This window comes from Mesorhizobium sp. M0563 (assembly GCF_040321065.1).
In the GTDB taxonomy this organism is placed as follows: Bacteria; Pseudomonadota; Alphaproteobacteria; order Rhizobiales; family Rhizobiaceae; genus Mesorhizobium.
This window is the reverse complement of record NZ_JAMYQV010000002.1, coordinates 304386-322561: the sequence shown is the minus strand read 5'-3', so window position 1 is coordinate 322561 and position 18176 is coordinate 304386. Positions and strand designations below refer to the sequence as shown.

General features: G+C 62.3%; 21 protein-coding genes. 13 read left to right on the top strand and 8 right to left on the bottom strand.

What is annotated here, in order from left to right:
• Positions 1-177 precede the first annotated feature (177 nt).
• Positions 178-390: a cold-shock protein gene (locus NKI50_RS04210; protein ID WP_006202521.1), complete on the top strand. Its 213-nt coding sequence runs from the start codon at positions 178-180 to the stop codon at positions 388-390.
• Between the two features lie 192 nt (positions 391-582).
• Positions 583-993: a BA14K family protein gene (locus tag NKI50_RS04205; protein WP_023719178.1), complete on the top strand. Its 411-nt coding sequence runs from the start codon at positions 583-585 to the stop codon at positions 991-993.
• A gap of 80 nt (positions 994-1073) precedes the next feature.
• Here the strand turns inward: NKI50_RS04205 and NKI50_RS04200 are convergent, their stop codons facing one another.
• The 3 genes from NKI50_RS04200 to NKI50_RS04190 form a co-directional block, all read right to left on the bottom strand.
• On the bottom strand, positions 1074-1715 hold the full coding sequence (locus NKI50_RS04200) for an MBL fold metallo-hydrolase (protein ID WP_023719179.1): 642 nt from the start codon (positions 1713-1715) through the stop codon (positions 1074-1076).
• Between the two features lie 181 nt (positions 1716-1896).
• Complete coding sequence (locus NKI50_RS04195; RefSeq protein ID WP_023719180.1) at positions 1897-2211, bottom strand: hypothetical protein; 315 nt, start codon at positions 2209-2211, stop codon at positions 1897-1899.
• A gap of 145 nt (positions 2212-2356) precedes the next feature.
• Positions 2357-3250, bottom strand: coding sequence for a branched-chain amino acid aminotransferase (locus NKI50_RS04190; protein ID WP_352483089.1), 894 nt, complete (start codon positions 3248-3250; stop codon positions 2357-2359).
• A gap of 249 nt (positions 3251-3499) precedes the next feature.
• Here NKI50_RS04190 and NKI50_RS04185 point away from each other — a divergent pair, with 249 nt between their 5' ends.
• The 4 genes from NKI50_RS04185 (at position 3500) to NKI50_RS04170 (ending at position 7427) form a co-directional block, all read left to right on the top strand.
• Positions 3500-4027 carry a MarR family winged helix-turn-helix transcriptional regulator gene (locus tag NKI50_RS04185; protein WP_023719182.1) on the top strand — a complete coding sequence of 176 codons (528 nt, stop codon included), beginning with the start codon at positions 3500-3502 and terminating at the stop codon, positions 4025-4027.
• Positions 4014-4733, top strand: a complete 720-nt coding sequence (locus NKI50_RS04180) for a response regulator (RefSeq protein WP_023719183.1) — start codon at positions 4014-4016, stop codon at positions 4731-4733. Before NKI50_RS04185 ends, NKI50_RS04180 begins: the two co-directional genes overlap by 14 nt.
• Before the next feature lie 51 nt (positions 4734-4784).
• A complete protein-coding gene (locus tag NKI50_RS04175) occupies positions 4785-6200 on the top strand; it encodes an ATP-binding protein (protein WP_023719184.1) in 1416 nt (471 codons plus the stop codon).
• A 204-nt stretch (positions 6201-6404) separates the two neighbouring features.
• Entirely contained in the window at positions 6405-7427 is a 1023-nt protein-coding gene (locus NKI50_RS04170) for a glycosyltransferase family 4 protein (protein WP_352715488.1), read from the top strand.
• Between the two features lie 11 nt (positions 7428-7438).
• Here NKI50_RS04170 and NKI50_RS04165 read toward each other — a convergent pair whose 3' ends face one another.
• The 3 genes from NKI50_RS04165 to NKI50_RS04155 all read right to left on the bottom strand — a co-directional run bounded on the left by NKI50_RS04165 (position 7439) and on the right by NKI50_RS04155 (position 8937).
• Positions 7439-7798 carry a tRNA-binding protein gene (locus tag NKI50_RS04165; protein ID WP_352483084.1) on the bottom strand — a complete coding sequence of 120 codons (360 nt, stop codon included), beginning with the start codon at positions 7796-7798 and terminating at the stop codon, positions 7439-7441.
• A 6-nt stretch (positions 7799-7804) separates the two neighbouring features.
• Positions 7805-8305, bottom strand: a complete 501-nt coding sequence (locus tag NKI50_RS04160) for a type III secretion system chaperone family protein (RefSeq protein WP_023678420.1) — start codon at positions 8303-8305, stop codon at positions 7805-7807.
• Between the two features lie 329 nt (positions 8306-8634).
• Positions 8635-8937 (bottom strand): accessory factor UbiK family protein, encoded by a 303-nt coding sequence (locus tag NKI50_RS04155; protein ID WP_352640821.1) that lies wholly within the window; start codon positions 8935-8937, stop codon positions 8635-8637.
• A 130-nt stretch (positions 8938-9067) separates the two neighbouring features.
• Between NKI50_RS04155 and lgt the strand changes: the two genes are divergently transcribed.
• The 6 genes from lgt to NKI50_RS04125 all read left to right on the top strand — a co-directional run bounded on the left by lgt (position 9068) and on the right by NKI50_RS04125 (position 14977).
• The gene (lgt, locus tag NKI50_RS04150) at positions 9068-9919 is read left to right on the top strand and encodes a prolipoprotein diacylglyceryl transferase (RefSeq protein ID WP_352483082.1); all 852 of its coding nucleotides are present in this window, start codon (positions 9068-9070) and stop codon (positions 9917-9919) included.
• Positions 9916-11004 carry a class I SAM-dependent methyltransferase gene (locus tag NKI50_RS04145; protein ID WP_352640782.1) on the top strand — a complete coding sequence of 363 codons (1089 nt, stop codon included), beginning with the start codon at positions 9916-9918 and terminating at the stop codon, positions 11002-11004. The genes lgt and NKI50_RS04145 overlap by 4 nt, the downstream gene beginning before the upstream one ends.
• A gap of 169 nt (positions 11005-11173) precedes the next feature.
• A complete protein-coding gene (pgeF, locus tag NKI50_RS04140; protein WP_352640780.1) occupies positions 11174-11962 on the top strand; it encodes a peptidoglycan editing factor PgeF in 789 nt (262 codons plus the stop codon).
• A complete protein-coding gene (locus NKI50_RS04135) occupies positions 11962-13113 on the top strand; it encodes a M24 family metallopeptidase (RefSeq protein ID WP_023678425.1) in 1152 nt (383 codons plus the stop codon). The genes pgeF and NKI50_RS04135 overlap by 1 nt, the downstream gene beginning before the upstream one ends.
• Before the next feature lie 54 nt (positions 13114-13167).
• Positions 13168-13788, top strand: coding sequence for a hypothetical protein (locus NKI50_RS04130; protein WP_352591747.1), 621 nt, complete (start codon positions 13168-13170; stop codon positions 13786-13788).
• Between the two features lie 253 nt (positions 13789-14041).
• On the top strand, positions 14042-14977 hold the full coding sequence (locus tag NKI50_RS04125; protein WP_023678427.1) for a ribose-phosphate pyrophosphokinase: 936 nt from the start codon (positions 14042-14044) through the stop codon (positions 14975-14977).
• A gap of 99 nt (positions 14978-15076) precedes the next feature.
• On the opposite strand, the gene NKI50_RS04120 is transcribed toward NKI50_RS04125, so the two are convergent.
• Entirely contained in the window at positions 15077-15958 is an 882-nt protein-coding gene (locus NKI50_RS04120; RefSeq protein ID WP_023719192.1) for an AraC family transcriptional regulator, read from the bottom strand.
• 129 nt (positions 15959-16087) lie between these two features.
• Here NKI50_RS04120 and NKI50_RS04115 point away from each other — a divergent pair, with 129 nt between their 5' ends.
• Positions 16088-17329: an MFS transporter gene (locus NKI50_RS04115; protein WP_352496090.1), complete on the top strand. Its 1242-nt coding sequence runs from the start codon at positions 16088-16090 to the stop codon at positions 17327-17329.
• A gap of 100 nt (positions 17330-17429) precedes the next feature.
• Here the strand turns inward: NKI50_RS04115 and NKI50_RS04110 are convergent, their stop codons facing one another.
• A complete protein-coding gene (locus NKI50_RS04110; RefSeq protein WP_352496089.1) occupies positions 17430-18107 on the bottom strand; it encodes an ArsR/SmtB family transcription factor in 678 nt (225 codons plus the stop codon).
• Between the last annotated feature and the right edge of the window lie 69 nt (positions 18108-18176).

The window sequence follows — 18176 nt, the reverse complement described above, 5'->3', positions numbered from 1 at the left end:
TGGTGTGAACTCGAATTTTATAAAGGCGCGGCGGTTTTCGTCGCGCCTTTTGTGTTCCGGGATGCTTGCCGGCACCCGCAAAACTTTCTCTTGCCGATGGCACTAAAATAAAGGACAAATTTCCGTCCGGGCATTTGCCGGCCCGAGACTGGACTTGTGGGATCAAAGGAGCTTCCCATGCCGCAGACCGGCACCGTCAAATTCTTCAATCACGCCAAGGGCTTCGGCTTCATCACGCCGGACGACGGGGCAAAGGATGTCTTCGTCCATATTTCGGCCGTGCAGGCGTCGGGTCTTCCCGGTCTTGAGGATGGGCAGAAAGTGACATTCGACACCGAGCCGGACAAGCGCGGCAAGGGTCCGAAAGCCGTCAACCTGTCGATCGGCTGAACCAGCCCCGGACAGAATGGACGTGGGCCGGTCTGGCCTGCGGTGTTTGCCGCATGTTTGAACCCCAGTTAAATGAACCGCTTGGTCAAATTTCGTTCAGCCCCCGTTCAGCCACGGTCGCATATTAATCTTCGTTAAAGCCGGACCGCATCCCCCCCGAAAACGACCCGGGCCGGCACGAAGGAGACCGACATGAACGGAATTTTCAAGACTGCCATCCTGTCCGCCGCGGTCGTTGCGACCACGCTTGCGACCTTGCCTGCGGCCAGTGCCGATGAATGGCGCCATCACCGCCGCCACCACGGCCACGGCGACGCCGTTGCGGCCGGCGTCCTTGGTCTTGCGGCCGGTGCCTTGATCGGCGGTGCCCTCGCCAGCCCGCAGCCCCGCTATTACGACCCGGCCTATGATGATGAATACTACCGGCCTGCCCCGGTGCGCCGTTATTACGTGCAGCCGCGAGTAGCCTATGCCGAAAGCTATGCGGAGCCGTGGACCCGCGGCTGGTACGAATACTGCTCGGACCGCTACCAGAGCTTCAACGCGCGTACCGGCACGTTCACTGGCTATGACGGCGAACAGCATTTTTGCACCGCCAATTAAGACAGTTTTCCTGTCCTGAACAAAAGCGCTGCCCGGTGGGTGGCGCTTTTTGTTTTTCGCGGTTTCAGACCAGGCCGGCTTTAGACCAAATAAGGATTGCTCCGCCGCTCCTCACCAAAACGGCCGCCGGGACCATGGCCACAGATGAAGCCGATGTCGTCGCCCAACGGCAACAGCTTCTCCTTGATCGAGGCGATCAGCGCGGCGTGGTCGCCGCCCGGCAGGTCGGTGCGGCCGACCGAACCGCGGAACAGCACGTCGCCGACATGGGCGAACTTCGCCGCCCGGTTATAGTAGACGATGTGGCCGGGTGCGTGGCCCGGACAATGGAATACCTCAAACACCTGTGAGCCAAACGAAACGGTCTCGCCCTCGGCGAGGAACCGGTCGGGGACACAGTTGCGCACGGGATCGGTGATGCCGTAGCGCTTTGCCTGGTTCTGGAGATTGGCGAGCAGCGGACGGTCGGCGGCATGCGGGCCGATGATCTCGATATCGAGCGCCTCCTTCAGTTCCATGGCCCCGCCGGCATGGTCGATATGGCCATGCGTGATCCAGATCGCGCCGGCAGTGATCGCATTGTCCTTGAGCGCCGCCAGCACCTTGTCGATGTCGCCGCCCGGATCGACGACGACGCCCTGTCTGTCGTCCATGTCGAAGAGGATGGTGCAGTTCTGTTGGAACGGCGTGACCGGCACGATGCCGGCGTTGAGCTGACCCATATTTGTCCTTTCACACTGTCGGAGCTCCGCGCGTCCCCTCGAACGCGTCAGGAAAGCTCTAACCTTGTTGAATCAGGCCCTGATGTAGAGACACACGCGGACGGCGTCCACCGCTCCCGCAAACGGCAAACGAAATGGGCGGCCGAAGCCGCCCATTTGAAAAGCCTGAAACGTCGAAAGCTTATTTCTTCATCGCGTTCATGACCGCACCGATGATGCCGGTCAGGATGGCGCCGCCGCCGGCACCGCCAACGATGTTGGGAATGTTCAACGCGCTGCCGGCCCCTGCCGCCGTGGCGGCTGCTGCCGGATCGACCGCCCCACCGCCCAGCAGGCTGCTGAGGATGGCCGCCCCGCCGACGCCGCCAACAGCGCCGCCCAGGATTTTGGGAAGCTGACCCATCGCCGCCGTCTTGATAGCCGCGCCCACCGCCTGACCACCGATGATACCCGTAATCACCTGAATAATGATCGGAAGAAGCGTGTTCATATCCATATTTCCAATCCCTCCATAGCTGCCAGCCTCCCGGGCCGACGCCATCATGAGACGCCGAATTGGACGAAAGTCAAATGCGCAAACGCTTAAATAAAAGGGGCGGCCCGAAAACCGCCCCTACTTGATAAAAAAGCTGTGACTTTCGTTATTCTGCAGCAATCGCGTGGTTGGGTTGAACGGCTGCAGAATAGTCATTCATCAGCGTCTTGGCGATCTCACCGACCTCGAATCGGTACGGGCCGATCTCCGAAACCGGCGTCACCTCGGCCGCTGTCCCGGTGAGGAAGCACTGCTGGAAGCCTTCAAGCTCTTCCGGCATGATGGCGCGCTCGATCACCTCCAAACCGCGGTCCTTGGCAAGGCCGATGACCGTGCGGCGGGTGATGCCGTCGAGGAAGCAATCGGGCTTGGGCGTATGGATCTTGCCGTCCTTGACGAAGAAGATGTTGGCGCCTGTCGCTTCCGCCACCTGGCCACGCCAGTCGAGCATCATGGCGTCGGCATAGCCCTTGGCCTCGGCGGCATGCTTGGACATGGTGCAGATCATGTAGAGGCCGGCCGCCTTCGATTTCGACGGTGCGGTGCGCGGGTCGGGGCGGCGCCATTCGGCCATGTCGAGGCGGATGCCCTTCAGCTTCTGCGCCGGGTCGAAATAACTCGGCCACTGCCAGATGGCGATGGCGCAGTTGATCCGGCTGTTCTGCGCCGAAACGCCCATTTGTTCGCTGCCGCGCCACGCGATCGGCCGGACATAGGCGTCCTGGAAACCTTGCTTCTTCAACAGCGTGCGGCAGGCGTCGTCGATCATGGCGACCGAGTAGGGTATCTTGAAGCCAAGCAGGCGCGCCGACTCATGCAGGCGTTCGGTGTGGTCGGTCAGCTTGAAAATTTCGCCGCCATAGGCGCGCTCGCCCTCGAATACCGCGCTGGCGTAGTGCAGCCCGTGGGTCAAGACGTGGATCTTGGCGGCGGCCCATTTGACGAATTCGCCGTTCATCCAGATAAAGCCGTCCAGTTGGTCGAAGGGAACGGATGCCATGGTAACCTCCCGCGGGCGGCAGCCCGCACATCATTGTGTCGTTGCGTGTTTCGCCTCGGCCGCCGCGGGCGGCCATTGTCTCAAAGCGTAGGCGGATATTTAAGGTCTGGCAAACTCAGGAAGTTCCGGAAAAAAGGGCTTCGTTTGCCTTTTCGTTCGCAATCCGCCGAAAAGCTTGCCAAAAATTACCATCGCGCGGTAAATACGTCAATAGTGCTGACATAATTTCCTGCTTCACACGGAGAAAAGATGACGAGCCACGCAGCCGCAGAGCCGATCAGGACGGCGATCACCGACGAGGATGGCATCGATTTCGCCATCATCGAGTTGTTCTTCTTCGCCTATCGCGACTTTACCTCCGATCCGGACCAGATCCTGGCCGACTACGGTTTTGGCCGTGCTCATCACCGGGTTCTGCATTTTGTCAATCGCCGGCCCGGCCTGACGGTCGCCGAGCTCCTCGACGTGCTCAAGATCACCAAGCAGAGCCTGGCGCGCGTGCTCAAGCAACTGATCGACACCGACCATATCGTGCAATTGCAGGGCCCTCGCGACCGCCGCCAGCGCGAGCTTTATCCGACGGCCAAGGGCCGTGCGCTGGCGCTGGCACTGGCGCGGCCACAGTCGCGCCGCATCCATGCTGCATTGGAGGATTCCGGAGCCACCGAACGCGCCGTTATCGAACGGTTCCTTGAGGCGATGGTCAATCCGGAACTAAGGGCGCAGATCGACATTGTGCCCGCAAAGATGTCAGGGAAAAGCCATGGAGACCATTGAGAGGGTTGATCATCCGACAGCACCGGAAGACGACGCGCCGCATCTGCTGGTGGTCGACGACGACACCCGAATCCGCAATCTTCTGAAACAGTATCTGACCGAAAACGGTTTTCGCGTCACCGTTGCCGGAAATTCCGGCGAGGCGCGGCGCAAGCTCACCGGCCTCGATTTCGATCTGATCGTGCTCGACGTCATGATGCCGGGTGAAAGCGGCGTCGATCTCACCAAGGCGCTGCGGGCGGAAAAGAACGTACCGATCCTGATGCTCACCGCACTGTCCGAAACCGACAGCCGGATCACCGGGCTCGAGGCCGGCGCCGACGACTATCTGCCAAAACCGTTCGACCCGCGCGAGCTGATCCTGCGAATCAACAATATCTTGCGCCGCGGCGGCCCCGCGACGACGCCCAAGGTCGAACAGCTGGTCTTCGGCCCCTATACCTTCCAGATCGCCAGGCGTGAGCTGAAGCGCGGCGGCGAGGCGCTCAAGCTGACGGACCGCGAGCAGGAAATCCTGGCGATCTTCGCTGCGCGTGCCGGCGAAACGATACCGCGGCATGAGCTTGTCGGCGACGAGTCCGAGGTCGGCGAGCGCACGATCGACGTCCAGATCAACCGGCTGCGCCGCAAGATCGAACGCGATCCGTCCAATCCGGTCTGGCTGCAGACCGTGCGCGGTATTGGGTATCGGCTCAGCGTGGAATAGAATGCCGCCGACAGCGGTCCTTTGCTGGGCCGCCGGTGAGCGAAAAGACGAATGGCGACCACGCAACTCGAACGGCCGGAAGATGGCGGCTTGAGCGCCCGCGCGACGCGGGCGCTCAAGGCCGTGCCGCGCGCTTGGAACCGTTTCTGGCGCCTGGTGTCGCTTTACATGCCGAAGCGGCTCTATGCCCGCTCGCTGATCATCGTCATCGCGCCAATGATCATGCTGCAGTCGGTCGTCGCCTTTGTCTTCATGGAGCGCCATTGGCAGACCGTGACGCAGCGCCTGTCGCAGGCCACGGTGCGCGACATCGCCGCCATCATCGACCTGATAGAGACCTATCCGCACGACGCCGACTACGCCAACGTCATCCGCATCGCCCAGGATCGCATGCAGTTGAAGGTCGACCTCCTGCCGCCAGACCCGCTGCCGCCACCCGGGCCAAAGCCGTTCTTCTCGATCCTCGACGAGATCCTTTCGTCCGAGATCACCCGCCAGATCAACCGTCCGTTCTGGATCGATACGGTCGGCAATTCAAATATCGTCGAGGTCCGCGTCCAGCTCGAGAACAAGGTGCTGCGGGTCTTCGTGCGCCGCAGCCAGGCCTATGCATCGAACACCCATATTTTCCTGATCTGGATGGTCGGCACCTCACTGGTGCTGCTGATGATCGCCATTCCCTTCCTGCGCAACCAGATCCGGCCGATTCTGACGCTGGCCGAGGCGGCCGAGAGCTTCGGCAAAGGCCGGCCGATGCCTCGCGATTTTCGCCCGCGCGGCGCCGAGGAAGTCCGCCGCGCCGGCTTTGCCTTCATCCAGATGCGCGAACGCATCGAACGCCAGCTCGAGCAGCGCACCGCCATGCTGAGCGGCGTCAGCCACGATCTGAGGACCATCCTCACCCGCTTCAAGCTGCAATTGGCGCTGGCCGGGACCAAGGCGGCCGACACCCAGGCACTCGACCAGGATATCGACGACATGCAGTCGATGCTGGAAGGCTACCTTGCCTTTGCACGCGGCGAAGCATCGGAAGACGCCGGCCGGTTCGACCTCGAAGCCTTCTTCGACAAGCTTCGCGAGGAAGCCGCGCTGCGCAAGCGCAAGCTGTCGACCGTGCTTGCCGGCGATCCGCATGTCCATGTGCGCCCCAATGCCTTTGCCCGGCTGCTGTCCAACGTCGTCGGCAATGCATTCCGCTATGCCAAGACGGTGGAGATCAATGCCAATCATGGACGCGGTTCGCTGCTCGTCACTATCGACGATGACGGTCCGGGCATTCCGCCCGAAAAGCGGGAGGATGTATTCAAGCCTTTCGTGCGGTTGGACGAGGCCCGCAACCTCGACGCCAGCGGCACCGGCCTTGGCCTTTCCATCGCACGCGACATTGCCCGCAGCCATGGCGGCGACATCGTCCTCGAACGCAGCCCGCTCGGCGGCCTGCGGGCGGTGATCAAGGTTCCGGCTTGACGGGAGCGAGGCCGGCCTTCATCCGCCCGTCATGAAACCATGGTGAAGAGCGCCAATGAAGCGCGCGATCCTGATTGATTCGGCCCTGCGGCCTCATTTCGACCCCGCGCCTGCCCGGGTGCGCTGGTGCGAGGCCAGAGCGGCGGCGTGGTCGCCGTTCAGGCATCGCGGCAAAGCAATCAAGCTCTCCGCCAAGGGACCGCCATGCGCATCCTGATGGTCACCGATGCCTGGCGCCCGCAAGTCAACGGCGTCGTCCACACGCTGGAGCGCCTCTCGGAGACTTTGAAATCCTTCGATGTCGAGACGGACTTCCTGACGCCGAACATCTTTCGCACCCTGCCTCTGCCGACCTATCCCGACATCAGGCTGGCGCTGACGACGCCGCACCGCGTGGCGCAGCTGATCGAGGCACGCAAGGCGGATCACATCCATATCGTCACCGAAGGACCGCTCGGCATTATGGCGCGGCGCTACTGCCGCAACGCCGGCCGTCCGTTCACGACCAGCTATCACACACGTTTTCCGGAATATCTGAGCGCGCGTCTGCCGGTGCCAGAAGCATGGGCCTATCGCTGGCTGCGCGATTTCCATAATTCAGGACAGGGCACGCTGGTCGCCACCCAGTCGCTTGCCGACGATCTTGCGGCACGCGGCTTCACCAAGCTTCGGCCATGGACGCGTGGCGTCGATACCGATCATTTTCGGCCGGATAAAAGAAAGGACCTGGGGCTTCCGGGACCGATCTTCCTCTGCGTCGGCCGCGTCGCGATCGAGAAGAACCTGCCGGCTTTCCTCGACCTGGACCTGCCCGGCAGCAAGGTGGTTGTCGGCGAAGGGCCGGAATTGGCGAAGCTGAAGGCCAGATATCCCGATACCCATTTTCTCGGCCATCGCCCGAACGACGAACTGGCCGAGATCTACGCCTCGGCCGACGTCTTCGTCTTCCCCAGCCGCACCGACACATTCGGCAACGTCATTATCGAGTCGTTGGCCAGCGGCACGCCTGTCGCAGCCTATCCCGTCACCGGGCCGATCGATATTGTGGGCGACGGCATAGGCGGCGCAGTCTCGCAAGACCTGAGGCAAGCAGCGCTCGCCGCGCTTCTCGTCGACCGCACCGAGGCGCGGCAACGTGCTATGCGCTACAGCTGGAAGGCCTGTGCAGAAATGTTCATGGAAACGGTCGAAGGAGCACTGGGTACCACGCGAAAACTGGCCGCCTGAGCAAACCGCAGTTAGAATAACCTGCCGCCGTCCGGCACCTTGTGCTCGATCGCGCCGAGGACGACGGCGCCCTCTTCATCGGGAAAACCGAGCGTCAGCACTTCCGACATGAATGGCCCGATTTGACGCGGCGGGAAATTGACCACCGCGAACACCTGCCGGCCGATCAGGCTTTCAGGTGTATAGTATTTCGTGATCTGGGCCGAGGATTTCTTCACCCCGATCACGGGACCGAAATCGATTTTCAACTTGATCGCCGGCTTGCGCGCCTCGGGAAAAGGCTCGGCCTCGACGATCGTGCCGGCGCGGATGTCGACGCGGTCGAAATCGGCGAAGCTGATCTCGGTTTTTCTCGCGTTGCTCGAACCCATCGACGGTCAGGCGTTTCCGTAGGTTTCGAACAGCACGCCGGCCAGCGCGTCCTTGGCCGAAGTCCCCGACCAGACGACGAACTGGAAGGCCTGAAAATAGCATTCGCAGGCTTCCAGCGCCGACGACAGCAGCACCTCGACCTGCTGGCTCGACGGCTCAACCCCACCGGCCAGCAGCAGCGACTGGCGGAACATGATGGCGCCTTCCTGCTCCCAGAGGTCGAAATGCCCAAACAGCATCTGTTCGTTGATCAGCGAAAGCAGCCGCATCACCTCGAGCGCGCGCGCCTCAGGCACCTTGATGTCGAAAGCGCAGGCCAGGTGCAGCGCCTCGTAGTCCTCCATCCAGGAGAATGAAACGTGGTAGTCGGTCCAGCTTCCGGCGACCGAGATCGAGATCTCGTCATCGCCGGCCCGCTCGAAGGACCAATCGTTGTTGTGCGCCACCTGCTCGATAACATCCACCGGATGGATTTCGCGGGAGAATTCGAGTTCGAGAAGTTCCATGAAATGCTTCCTGTCGTTCTGGGAGCGCCACCACACGCTCCGCGGGAGAGGCACACTCGAACAATTCTGCCTAGAACTCGGACGGCCAGGACTTCGTCAACGCAAAGACCCCGGACCGGACCCCACCGCCCGGCGCATGACCCTGCTCCGAATCATGCAACAAATTCAGTCTATTGATCGGGAGTCGCGTGACCAGCCCAATTTTTCGCACTGCGTCATTCGCATGTGGAAAGGCGCTGTCGGAAAGATCCACGCAGTACCGGTAAGCGATTCACGACAAAGCGCTTTTTGCGATCCGGCTTTGTGGAAAAGTTTAACGAATATTTTTATTATTTTTTTGCACGCGGCTTTGCCGAAGCCACAGGCGCTGCCTGACCGGTCATTTCGGCAAGCTTGGCCTCGAGCGCTTCGATGCGAGCAGCGAGGCGGGTGTTTTCTTCCCTGGCCTTCGCCGCCATGTCGCGAGCGGCCTCGAATTCCTCGCGCTGCACGACGTCCATGGAGTTGAGTATCCGCTCGGCCTGGCCCCTGAAGGCGGTCTCCACCTCGCGCCGCACGCCTTGCGCGGCACCGGCTGCGTCGGTCATCAGCTTGGCGAATTCATCGAGAATGCGGTTCGGTCCGGTCGCCATGGCAAATCCTCGCTTGGTCGAATTGACGTAGTGGCGCACGATGCGGAATGCAAGCATATGCTCGCCTTGACCCTGCCAAAACCCTGCCGCATGGTCCGCGCCCGAACCTGACCGGAACCGGGAGACCCTGTTGAGCGAATATTTGCTGCCGCTGGCTGCCCTGCCCTTCCCCAACATCGATCCGGTCATCGTCCGGATCGGACCGCTGGCGGTGCATTGGTACGGCGTCGGCTACATCGTCGGCATCCTGTTCGCCTGGTGGTATGCCAAGCGCCTCGTCACCAACCCGAAACTCTGGCCCGACGGCACCCTGCCGATGAAGCCCGTGGATCTCGACGACTTCATCGTCTGGGCGGCCATCGGCGTGGTGCTCGGCGGACGCACCGGCTACGTGTTGTTCTACGACCTGCCGCGTTACATCGCCAATCCGCTCGATGTCGTCGCCGTCTGGCAGGGCGGCATGTCGTTTCATGGCGGCCTGCTCGGCGTCATTCTCGCCATGACGCTGTTTTCCCGGGCGCGTGGCATCCGCACATGGTCGCTGTTCGACGTTGTTGCCGCCGGCGTGCCGGTGGGGCTTGGCCTCGTTCGCCTGGCAAACTTCATCAATTCCGAACTATGGGGCCGACCGACCGACGTTCCATGGGCATTCGAATTCCCCAATGGCGGCCCATTTGCACGCCATCCGAGCCAGATCTACGAGGCGCTGCTCGAAGGGCTGGTGTTGTTCCTTGTCCTGCGCTTTCTCACTCATTCGCGGCTCAAGCTGAAGACGCCGCGCTTCGTCGGCGGCGCCTTCATTGCCGGCTATGGCGCCTCGCGCGTCTTCGTCGAATTCTTCCGCGAGCCCGACCAGCAGCTCGGCTATCTCCTTGGCACGAGCTGGCTCACCATGGGCATGGTGCTGTCGCTGCCGATGGTGCTGGCCGGCATCTGGGCGATGGCTACAGCCAAGCCGGTGACAAAACCGCAGCCCGCATGACGCCGCTGAAGACACGCATCGCCGAGCTGATCGGTGCGGTGGGACCGATCCCCATCAGCGAATACATGGCGCTCTGCCTGTTCGATGCGCAGGACGGCTATTATACGACACGCGAGCCGTTCGGCGCCGCCGGCGACTTCGTCACCGCGCCGGAGATCAGCCAGATGTTTGGCGAGATGGTCGCCGTCTGGCTCTACCAGGCATGGCTGGCGATCGGCCGGCCGACGCCGGTCGCCATCGCCGAAATAGGCCCCGGCCGCGGCACGCTGATGAGAGATATGCTGCGCACGCTTTCGCGGCTCGATCCGACGCTTACCGCCAGCGCATCATTCGCCTTGATCGAGACCAGTCCGCGGTTGACCGAGGTCCAGAAACGGACGCTTGCCGGGACGTCGGCCACCATCGCCTGGAATGAAACCATCGACACACTACCGCAGGGGCAGCTTCTGATTGTTGGCAACGAGCTGTTTGACGCGGTGCCTATTCGCCAGTTCGTCCGCGCCGGAGCCGGCTGGCGCGAACGGATGATCGGTCTCGACGATGCGAACCGGCTGCGCTTTTTCGTCGGCGCCGGCTCGCTCGATCCGATGCTGCTGCCGGAGGGTGCCGAGAATGCGCCGCAAGGTGCGATCGTCGAGGTGGCGCCGGCCCGCGCCGCTCTGATGGCGGCCATCGCCGGGCGACTTGCCGGATTTGGCGGCGCCGGCCTGTTTCTCGACTACGGTCACCTCCAGCCCGGCATCGGCGACACCTTGCAGGCCTTGCGCAAGCACGATCATGAGGACGTGCTGGCCAATCCGGGGGAGGCCGATCTCACCGCCCATGTCGATTTCGCTGCCCTCGCGGCAACCGTTCGGGCACACAGCCTCGATGCCCACCTCTCCACGCAAGGTGAATTCCTGCTCAAAATGGGGCTTCTCGAACGAGCTGGCCGGCTCGGCGCCAATGCCGATCAGGCAGCTCGTGAAAAGATCGCGGCCGACGTCGAGCGCCTCGCCGGTCAGCAGGCCATGGGCGAGCTCTTCAAGGTGCTTGCCATCCTTCCTTCCGGCATTGCCGTTCCGCCGTTCGCAAGCGCGGATTGACTTTTCGCTGTCGCCTCTACCACTCTCCCCTCTCCGGCTGCGCCCGACATCAACTGCACTCGCCTTCAACTGCGCCCGCCTTCAACTCGCCTACCTTCAACTTGCCTACCTTCAACTCGCCGCCTTCAACGCGCTTGACGAAATCGCCCATACGGACAACAAAGCCGCCATGCTGAATCAGACCAAACCGGATCCCGTTCGGTCGCCCTTGCTGGAAACGGTGCAAGGCATCCGCCACGGCTACTTCACACGCGTCGGCGGCATTTCCAGCGGCATCTACCGGGGCCTCAACATCGGCACCGGATCGAGCGACGCCCAGACGCTGGTGCGCGAGAATCGCCGCCGCGTCGCCGAATGGATGGGCGTGGCGGCAAGCCATCTGCTGACTGCTCATCAGGTTCATTCGCCGGACGTCGTCATCGCCAGGGAACCTTTTGCCGGCGAGCGTCCCAAGGCCGACGCCATCGTCACCGACCGGCCGGGCATTGCCATCGGGGCCTCGACCGCCGATTGCGGACCGGTCCTCTTCGCTGACGCCGAGGCGTGCATTATCGGAGCCGCCCATGCCGGCTGGAAAGGCGCTTTCACGGGAGTGCTGGAAAACACCATCGCGGCAATGGAAAGCCTCGGCGCCCGGCGTGACCGCATCGTCGCAGTGCTCGGTCCTTCCATCGGCCCACAGAATTACGAAGTCGGACCGGAATTCGTCGCCCGCTTCGTCGACGCCGATGCCGGTAATGCCCGCTATTTCGCGCCCTCCGCAAATGCCGGACACGCGATGTTCGATCTCAACCGCTACACGGTCGACCGGCTGACCAAGGCTGGCGTCAATGCCGAAGGGCTCGGCCGCTGCACCTATGCCGAGGAAGAGCTTTTCTACTCCTATCGGCGCAGCACGCATCGCAACGAGCCCGACTACGGACGGCAGGTTTCGGCAATCGTTTTGGAGACTGACTGATGGCGCTGCATTTCGAACGCTCGGAATTCGACGCGCGGCGCGATCGACTGATGATCGAGATCGCCGAAAAGAAGCTCGACGCCGTCCTGCTGTTTGCGCAGGAAAGCATGTATTGGCTAACCGGCTACGACACGTTCGGCTTCTGCTTTTTCCAGTGCCTGGTGGTCAAGGCCGACGGCTCGATGGTACTGCTGACGCGTTCGGCCGATTTGCGCCAGGCACGCCACACCTCGATCATCGACAACATCGTTTTGTGGACGGATCGCAACGGCGCCAATCCGGCGGTCGACCTGCGCAATTTGCTCAACGAGCTTGACCTGCTCGGCGCCCGCATCGGCGTCGAATACGACACCCACGGCCTGACGGCATATAATGGCCGGCGCCTCGACGAGCAGTTGCAGACCTTCGGGCAGATCGCAGATGCCTCTGGCATTGTCAGCCGGCTGCGGCTGTTCAAGAGCCCGGCCGAAATCGCCAAGGCGGAAAAAGCCGCAAATCTGGCCGACGACGCGCTGGACGCAGCACTGCCGCTGATCAAGCAGGGCGGCGATGAGGCGCTGATCCTCGCCGCCATGCAAGGCGCGATCTTTGCCGGCGGCGGCGATTATCCGGCCAACGAGTTCATCATCGGCTCGGGCGTCGACGCCCTGCTCTGCCGCTACAAGGCCGGTCGCCGCAAGCTCACCAAGAACGACCAGCTGACACTCGAATGGGCCGGTGTCTTCCATCACTACCATGCGGCAATGATGCGCACGGTGTTGACCGGCAAGGTATCGAAACGCCACCAGGAATTGTTCGATGCCGCCCGCGCCGCGCTACTTGCAGTCGAGAAGGCGATGACACCTGGTAATACGTTCGGCGACGTGTTCGACGCCCATGCCCGCACGCTCGAAGCCCACAATTTGACCAAGCACCGGCTCAATGCCTGCGGTTATTCGCTCGGCGCCCGCTTCACCCCGTCCTGGATGGATATGCCGATGTTCTATCAGGGTAATCCCGAACCGATTGCGCCGAACATGACGCTGTTCGCCCATATGATCATCATGGACTCCGAAACCGAAACGGCGATGACCCTTGGCCGCACCTACCTGACGACCGAATCCCAGCCGAAGCCGCTGTCCCGCCATGATCTCGACTTGATCGTGCAGTGAATCCATAATGGAAAAAGTGTGAGGGGCGTTCGTCGCCAAGGAGTTTTCAGGCTAATGAGACGATCGCATGTGACGACCGTGTCATTGCTCGCGGCGCTGGCGCTGGCGGCTTGCACCAATGCGAAGGACGTTCTCGAACCCTCGGCCATCGCCCCGCAATCGACCCAATCCCTGCCCGGAGCCGGCGGCGCCGCAACGCCCCCCTCAACTGCGGCGCCGTCTTCCGGCACCGCGCCAACTGCAGATACAGCGCAGCCTCCGGCGGCAGCAGCCGTGCCGCCCGCCAAAAGCGCCGCTGCCATTGCGCGAACCCGGCTGCAGGTGGCGCCGATCGTCGGCGCCTCGGTAGAAGCCGCGACACCGCTGACCGCCGAGCTTCAGACACGCGCCAGGCAGCGTGGCATCACCTTGGCCGGCAGCACCGACCAGACCCCAACGCACGTGCTCAAGGGCTATTTCTCGACCATGACGGAAGGCAAGGACACCACCGTCATCTATGTCTGGGACATCTATGACCCGGCCGGCAACCGGCTGCATCGCATCAACGGCCAGCAGAAGGCGCCCTCCGTCGGTGGCGGCGAAGGCTGGGCGGCGGTCGCGCCGGCGACCATGCAGGCGATTGCCGACCAGACAATCGACCAGTTCGCCACCTGGCTTGGCGGCGGCGCCGGCTGACCTGGAGCATGATTCCGAAAAGTGGAATCCGGTTTTCGGAAAAGAGCATGCTCAGACTGAAAGATAGAAGCTATCCCGATTCTGTCGGCATCGAAGTGGACCTATCGCCGCATCGTCAAGCCGTAAGCGATTATTGAGATTAGCCGGCGGATTCCCATTCACGACGCTTGCAATACCGGCGCGGGCCGCTAAAAGCCCGACTAAGAGGCTGGAGTGCTATCGGAGTCTCTCAATCCTTCGCCAGGAACGGTGCATGAAGCTCTTCGCGGGCAATTCCAACAGGGTGCTGGCCGAATCAGTCGCCCGCTACCTCAACATTCCGCTGGGCAAGGCCAGCGTCAGGCGCTTCGCTGACCAGGAAATCTTCGTCGAGATCCAGGAGAACGTGCGAGGCGAGGACGTCTTCATCCTGCAGTCCACCTCGTTCCCGACCAACGATCATCTGATGGAACTGCTCATCATGATCGACGCCTTCATGCGCTCCTCGGCCAAGCGTATCACTGCGGTTATTCCTTATTTCGGCTATGCCAGGCAGGACCGCCGCGCCTCCGGCCGCACACCGATCTCGGCCAAGCTGGTAGCCAACATGATCACGCGGGCGGGCGTCAACCGGGTGCTGACGCTGGATCTGCATGCCGGGCAAATTCAGGGCTTCTTCGACATCCCGACCGACAATCTGTTTTCCGTGCCGGTGATGGCGCGTGACGTGAAGGCGAAATACAAGCAGCTCGCCAATGTCATGGTGGTGTCGCCGGATGTCGGCGGCGTGGTCCGCGCCCGTGCCCTCGCCAAGCGCATCGATGCCCAGTTGGCCATCGTCGACAAGCGTCGCGAGCGCCCCGGCGAATCGGAAGTCATGAACGTCATCGGTGACGTGCGCGGCAAGGATTGCCTGTTGATCGACGACATCATTGATTCGGGCGGCACGCTATGCAATGCGGCCGATGCGCTGCTTGCCGACGGCGCCACCAGTGTCACCGCCTATACTACCCATGGCGTTTTGTCCGGCGGCGCCATCGCCCGCATCGGCGCCTCGAAACTGCAGGAACTGGTCATCACCGATTCCATCCAGCCGACCCAGGCAGTGCTGGACGCCGCCAATATCCGCGTCATCTCCATCGCCGAACTGATGGGCGAGGCGATCTCCCGCACGGCAACCGAGGAATCGGTGTCGAGCCTGTTCGATTAATACATGTCGCGCAAAAGTGAGCAGCGGTTTTGCGACAACGACATGCATAAAACAAGACCCTAAAGCGCGTCGCATGAGACCGGTCGAACGCGACGCGCTTTAGGGCTGCGACTCAGGCCGAGCCGGACCGCTTATTCGCCGCACACCTTCACCAGCATCACGGGCGCCGCGCATGTAACCGCGTGGCGAGGCTCCCAGCATGCGCTTGAACATGGTGATGAACGCCGGCACGCTGTCATAGCCGAGATCGAGCGCCACCCTTGTGATCGGCTCGCCGTCGGCCAGCCGTGGCAGCGCCGCGAACAGACAGGCCTGCTGGCGCCAAGTCGACAGCGACAATCCGGTCTGGCGATGAAAGGCGCGGGTGAAAGAGCGGCGGCTCATGCCGACGATAGCGGCCCATTCATCGATCGTCGCGTGCGGTGACGGTGCCGAGACGAAGCGCCGGCACAGCGCTGCCAGCCTTGCGTCGGACGGGAACGGCAGTCCGAGTGGCCGTTGCGGCAGGTTCGGGATTTCGTGCAGCAGGAGCTTCATGATCAGCCCGCCCCGCCCCTCCAGCTCGGCGCCCTGCGGCAGCTTTTCCGATTCCACGATCAGGCTGTGCATCAGGTCGGTGATGCCGACGACGCGCAACCCGTCCGGCAGGCCGGGAATGGCCTCCGGCATCACATAGACGGAGCGCATGCTGACGTCGCCCAGCATCTCAACCGAGTGTTCGGTGCCGGCTGGGATCCACATCGCGTGGTCGGGGGGCACCATCCAGCGCCCATGCCGCGTCGTCACCAGCACGACACCGACCAGCGCGTGCAGCAACTGGCTGCGGCTGTGATGGTGCCGCGGCACGTGATAGCCGTCCGGATATTCGGTCGGCAGCGCCACCGCCGGCCCGACGGCCTGCTCCAGCCATTGCCAGCGACGCTCATGCAACAGCCCAAGATCGGTATCGCCCGCTCTGAACATTTCCCTGCCATGCGGCATCAGCTATGGCCCACTTGCGAAACTATTGGACCAAACCACGAAAGAAGTCGCATGACAAGCAACGTATAAGGCAGCCGGCCCATAAGACCGCCTGCGGGAGCGCCCGCCAAAAAGACCACGGAGCCTGCCTTGACCGATACCACAGCAACCGCCGACGCCAAGCCGGCAGCGGCCAGCCACATTTCAGCTCAGGCGACGGCCTTCACCGTCATCCTGGCGGTGAGCTTCTGCCATTGCATCAACGACATCATGCAGTCGCTGCTGTCGGCGATCTATCCGCTGCTGAAGGACAATTACGGTCTCGATTTCTGGCAGATCGGCCTTTTGACTTTCACCTTCCAGGTGACGGCATCCTTGCTGCAGCCGGTGATCGGCATGATTACCGACAAGCGGCCGATGCCGTATTCGCTGCCCTACGGCATGGCCTCTTCGTTGATCGGCCTGGTCGTGCTGGCCTATGCTGGACATTACTCGCTGCTCCTCATCGGCGCCTCGCTGATTGGCATTGGCTCGGCGATCTTCCACCCGGAATCCTCGCGCATCGCGCGCTTCGCCTCTGGTGGCAGGTTCGGCCTGGCACAGTCGCTGTTCCAGGTCGGCGGCAATTTCGGCCAGGCCATGGGGCCGCTGCTGGCAGCCTTCATCGTCGTGCCCTTCGGCCAGACCAGCATCGCCTGGTTCGCCGGCGGCTCGCTGATCGGCATCATCGTGCTGTGGCAGGTCGGCGGCTGGTACAGCCGCCTGCGTGCCGCGCAGAGCACCCGCAAGGCGGCAGGCTTCGTCTCGCCCTTCCCGCGCCGCAAGGTGATGGGAGCGCTGCTGGTGCTGACGCTGCTGGTACTGACCAAGAACGCCTATATTTCCAGCCTTGCCAGCTATTATACCTTCTATTCCATCCATAAATTCGGCGTTTCAGTCCAGATGTCGCAAGTCATGCTGTTCCTGTTCCTCGGCGCCTCGGCCCTGGGCATCCTGCTCGGCGGCCCGTTCGGCGACCGCTACGGGCAGAAGGCGATGATCTGGTTCTCGATCGTCGGCGTGCTGCCCTTCACCCTGGCCCTGCCCTATGCCAATTTCGAGTGGACGATGGTTCTCACCGTGCTGATTGGCCTGATCCTGTCCTCGGCCTTCTCGAACGTCGTCGTCTTCGCGCAGGAACTCGTGCCCGGCCGGGTCGGCATGATCGCCGGCATCTTTTTCGGCTTCGCCTTCGGCATGGGCGGCATCGCGGCCGCCGTGCTTGGCGTCGTCGCCGACATGAAAGGCATCGATTTCGTCTTCCAGGTCTGCTCGTATTTGCCGCTACTCGGGCTGCTGACGGTTTTTCTGCCTAACATGAAGGAAGCGAGGAAGGTGACCACGGTCGGGTGAAGCCCGGGTTCGGTTTCTAAGCGAATCCCCTCTTCCGACGCGCCCGTCCAGCCGCCTGCGGTTATTTGGGCCAGGCCCGGCGACGCCGATTTGGCGGCCGTCAGCCGCTTTCGTAGTTCGTTCCCTCTACACCCAGGCCTGCAGCTGCCCACTCGGGCAAGCCGCCTTCGAAACGGCGCGAGGCCCAGCCTCGTGCCCTCAGGATTGCCAAAGCGTCGGCCGACAGAACGCACTGGACCCCACGACAATAGGCGACAACGACCTTCTCTCGTGGAAGCTCCGCAAGCCGCTGCTCCAGCTCATCAGCGGGAATGTTGATCGCACCCGGCAAATGCCCCGTCGCGAATTCGTTCTGCGGCCTGACATCGAGCAGCACGACTTCGTCGTTTCGCATGCGGCGCACGAGTTCCTCGCGCGAGATGTTTTCCAGCCTGTCCGGCTGGCTAATGCTGTCGTTGATAAACTCACGGATCTGCTCGCGTCTATGGTTTGCAAGGCTTCGCAGCGCCGCGAACACGTTTTCGATTGGGACATCTGCAAGCCGGTACAGAACGCGTTTTCCGTCTCGCCGGGTCTGCACCAGGCCCGCTCGCTTGAGATGTTGAAGATGCTGCGACGTATTCGCCAATGCGATCCCCGAAAGCTGCGTCAGCTGCTCGACGGCCAGTTCGCCATCGGCAATGTGACGCAGCAGAACCAGCCGGTGGGCATGCCCCAAGGTGCGGGCGAGATCCGCTACTTCGTCGAAGATCGGGTGGTGAACGTCCGTGCTTTTCATTTGACTTGGCTAGCATTAATCAATCAATCAATCAATATGTTGAATGATTGATTCTAATTGGTTAATGTC

Coding starts and splice junctions, on each gene's coding strand:
- NKI50_RS04175 (WP_023719184.1), top strand. CDS start 4,785: ATGGCGACCACGCAACTCGAACGGCCGGAAGATGGCGGCTTGAGCGCC.
- NKI50_RS04180 (WP_023719183.1), top strand. CDS start 4,014: ATGGAGACCATTGAGAGGGTTGATCATCCGACAGCACCGGAAGACGAC.
- NKI50_RS04185 (WP_023719182.1), top strand. CDS start 3,500: ATGACGAGCCACGCAGCCGCAGAGCCGATCAGGACGGCGATCACCGAC.
- NKI50_RS04210 (WP_006202521.1), top strand. CDS start 178: ATGCCGCAGACCGGCACCGTCAAATTCTTCAATCACGCCAAGGGCTTC.
- NKI50_RS04135 (WP_023678425.1), top strand. CDS start 11,962: ATGGCGCTGCATTTCGAACGCTCGGAATTCGACGCGCGGCGCGATCGA.
- NKI50_RS04195 (WP_023719180.1), bottom strand. CDS start 2,211: ATGGATATGAACACGCTTCTTCCGATCATTATTCAGGTGATTACGGGT.
- NKI50_RS04155 (WP_352640821.1), bottom strand. CDS start 8,937: ATGGCGACCGGACCGAACCGCATTCTCGATGAATTCGCCAAGCTGATG.
- NKI50_RS04205 (WP_023719178.1), top strand. CDS start 583: ATGAACGGAATTTTCAAGACTGCCATCCTGTCCGCCGCGGTCGTTGCG.
- NKI50_RS04190 (WP_352483089.1), bottom strand. CDS start 3,250: ATGGCATCCGTTCCCTTCGACCAACTGGACGGCTTTATCTGGATGAAC.
- NKI50_RS04125 (WP_023678427.1), top strand. CDS start 14,042: ATGAAGCTCTTCGCGGGCAATTCCAACAGGGTGCTGGCCGAATCAGTC.
- NKI50_RS04160 (WP_023678420.1), bottom strand. CDS start 8,305: ATGGAACTTCTCGAACTCGAATTCTCCCGCGAAATCCATCCGGTGGAT.
- pgeF (WP_352640780.1), top strand. CDS start 11,174: ATGCTGAATCAGACCAAACCGGATCCCGTTCGGTCGCCCTTGCTGGAA.
- NKI50_RS04120 (WP_023719192.1), bottom strand. CDS start 15,958: ATGCCGCATGGCAGGGAAATGTTCAGAGCGGGCGATACCGATCTTGGG.
- NKI50_RS04170 (WP_352715488.1), top strand. CDS start 6,405: ATGCGCATCCTGATGGTCACCGATGCCTGGCGCCCGCAAGTCAACGGC.
- NKI50_RS04130 (WP_352591747.1), top strand. CDS start 13,168: ATGAGACGATCGCATGTGACGACCGTGTCATTGCTCGCGGCGCTGGCG.
- NKI50_RS04110 (WP_352496089.1), bottom strand. CDS start 18,107: ATGAAAAGCACGGACGTTCACCACCCGATCTTCGACGAAGTAGCGGAT.
- NKI50_RS04200 (WP_023719179.1), bottom strand. CDS start 1,715: ATGGGTCAGCTCAACGCCGGCATCGTGCCGGTCACGCCGTTCCAACAG.
- NKI50_RS04165 (WP_352483084.1), bottom strand. CDS start 7,798: ATGGGTTCGAGCAACGCGAGAAAAACCGAGATCAGCTTCGCCGATTTC.
- NKI50_RS04145 (WP_352640782.1), top strand. CDS start 9,916: ATGACGCCGCTGAAGACACGCATCGCCGAGCTGATCGGTGCGGTGGGA.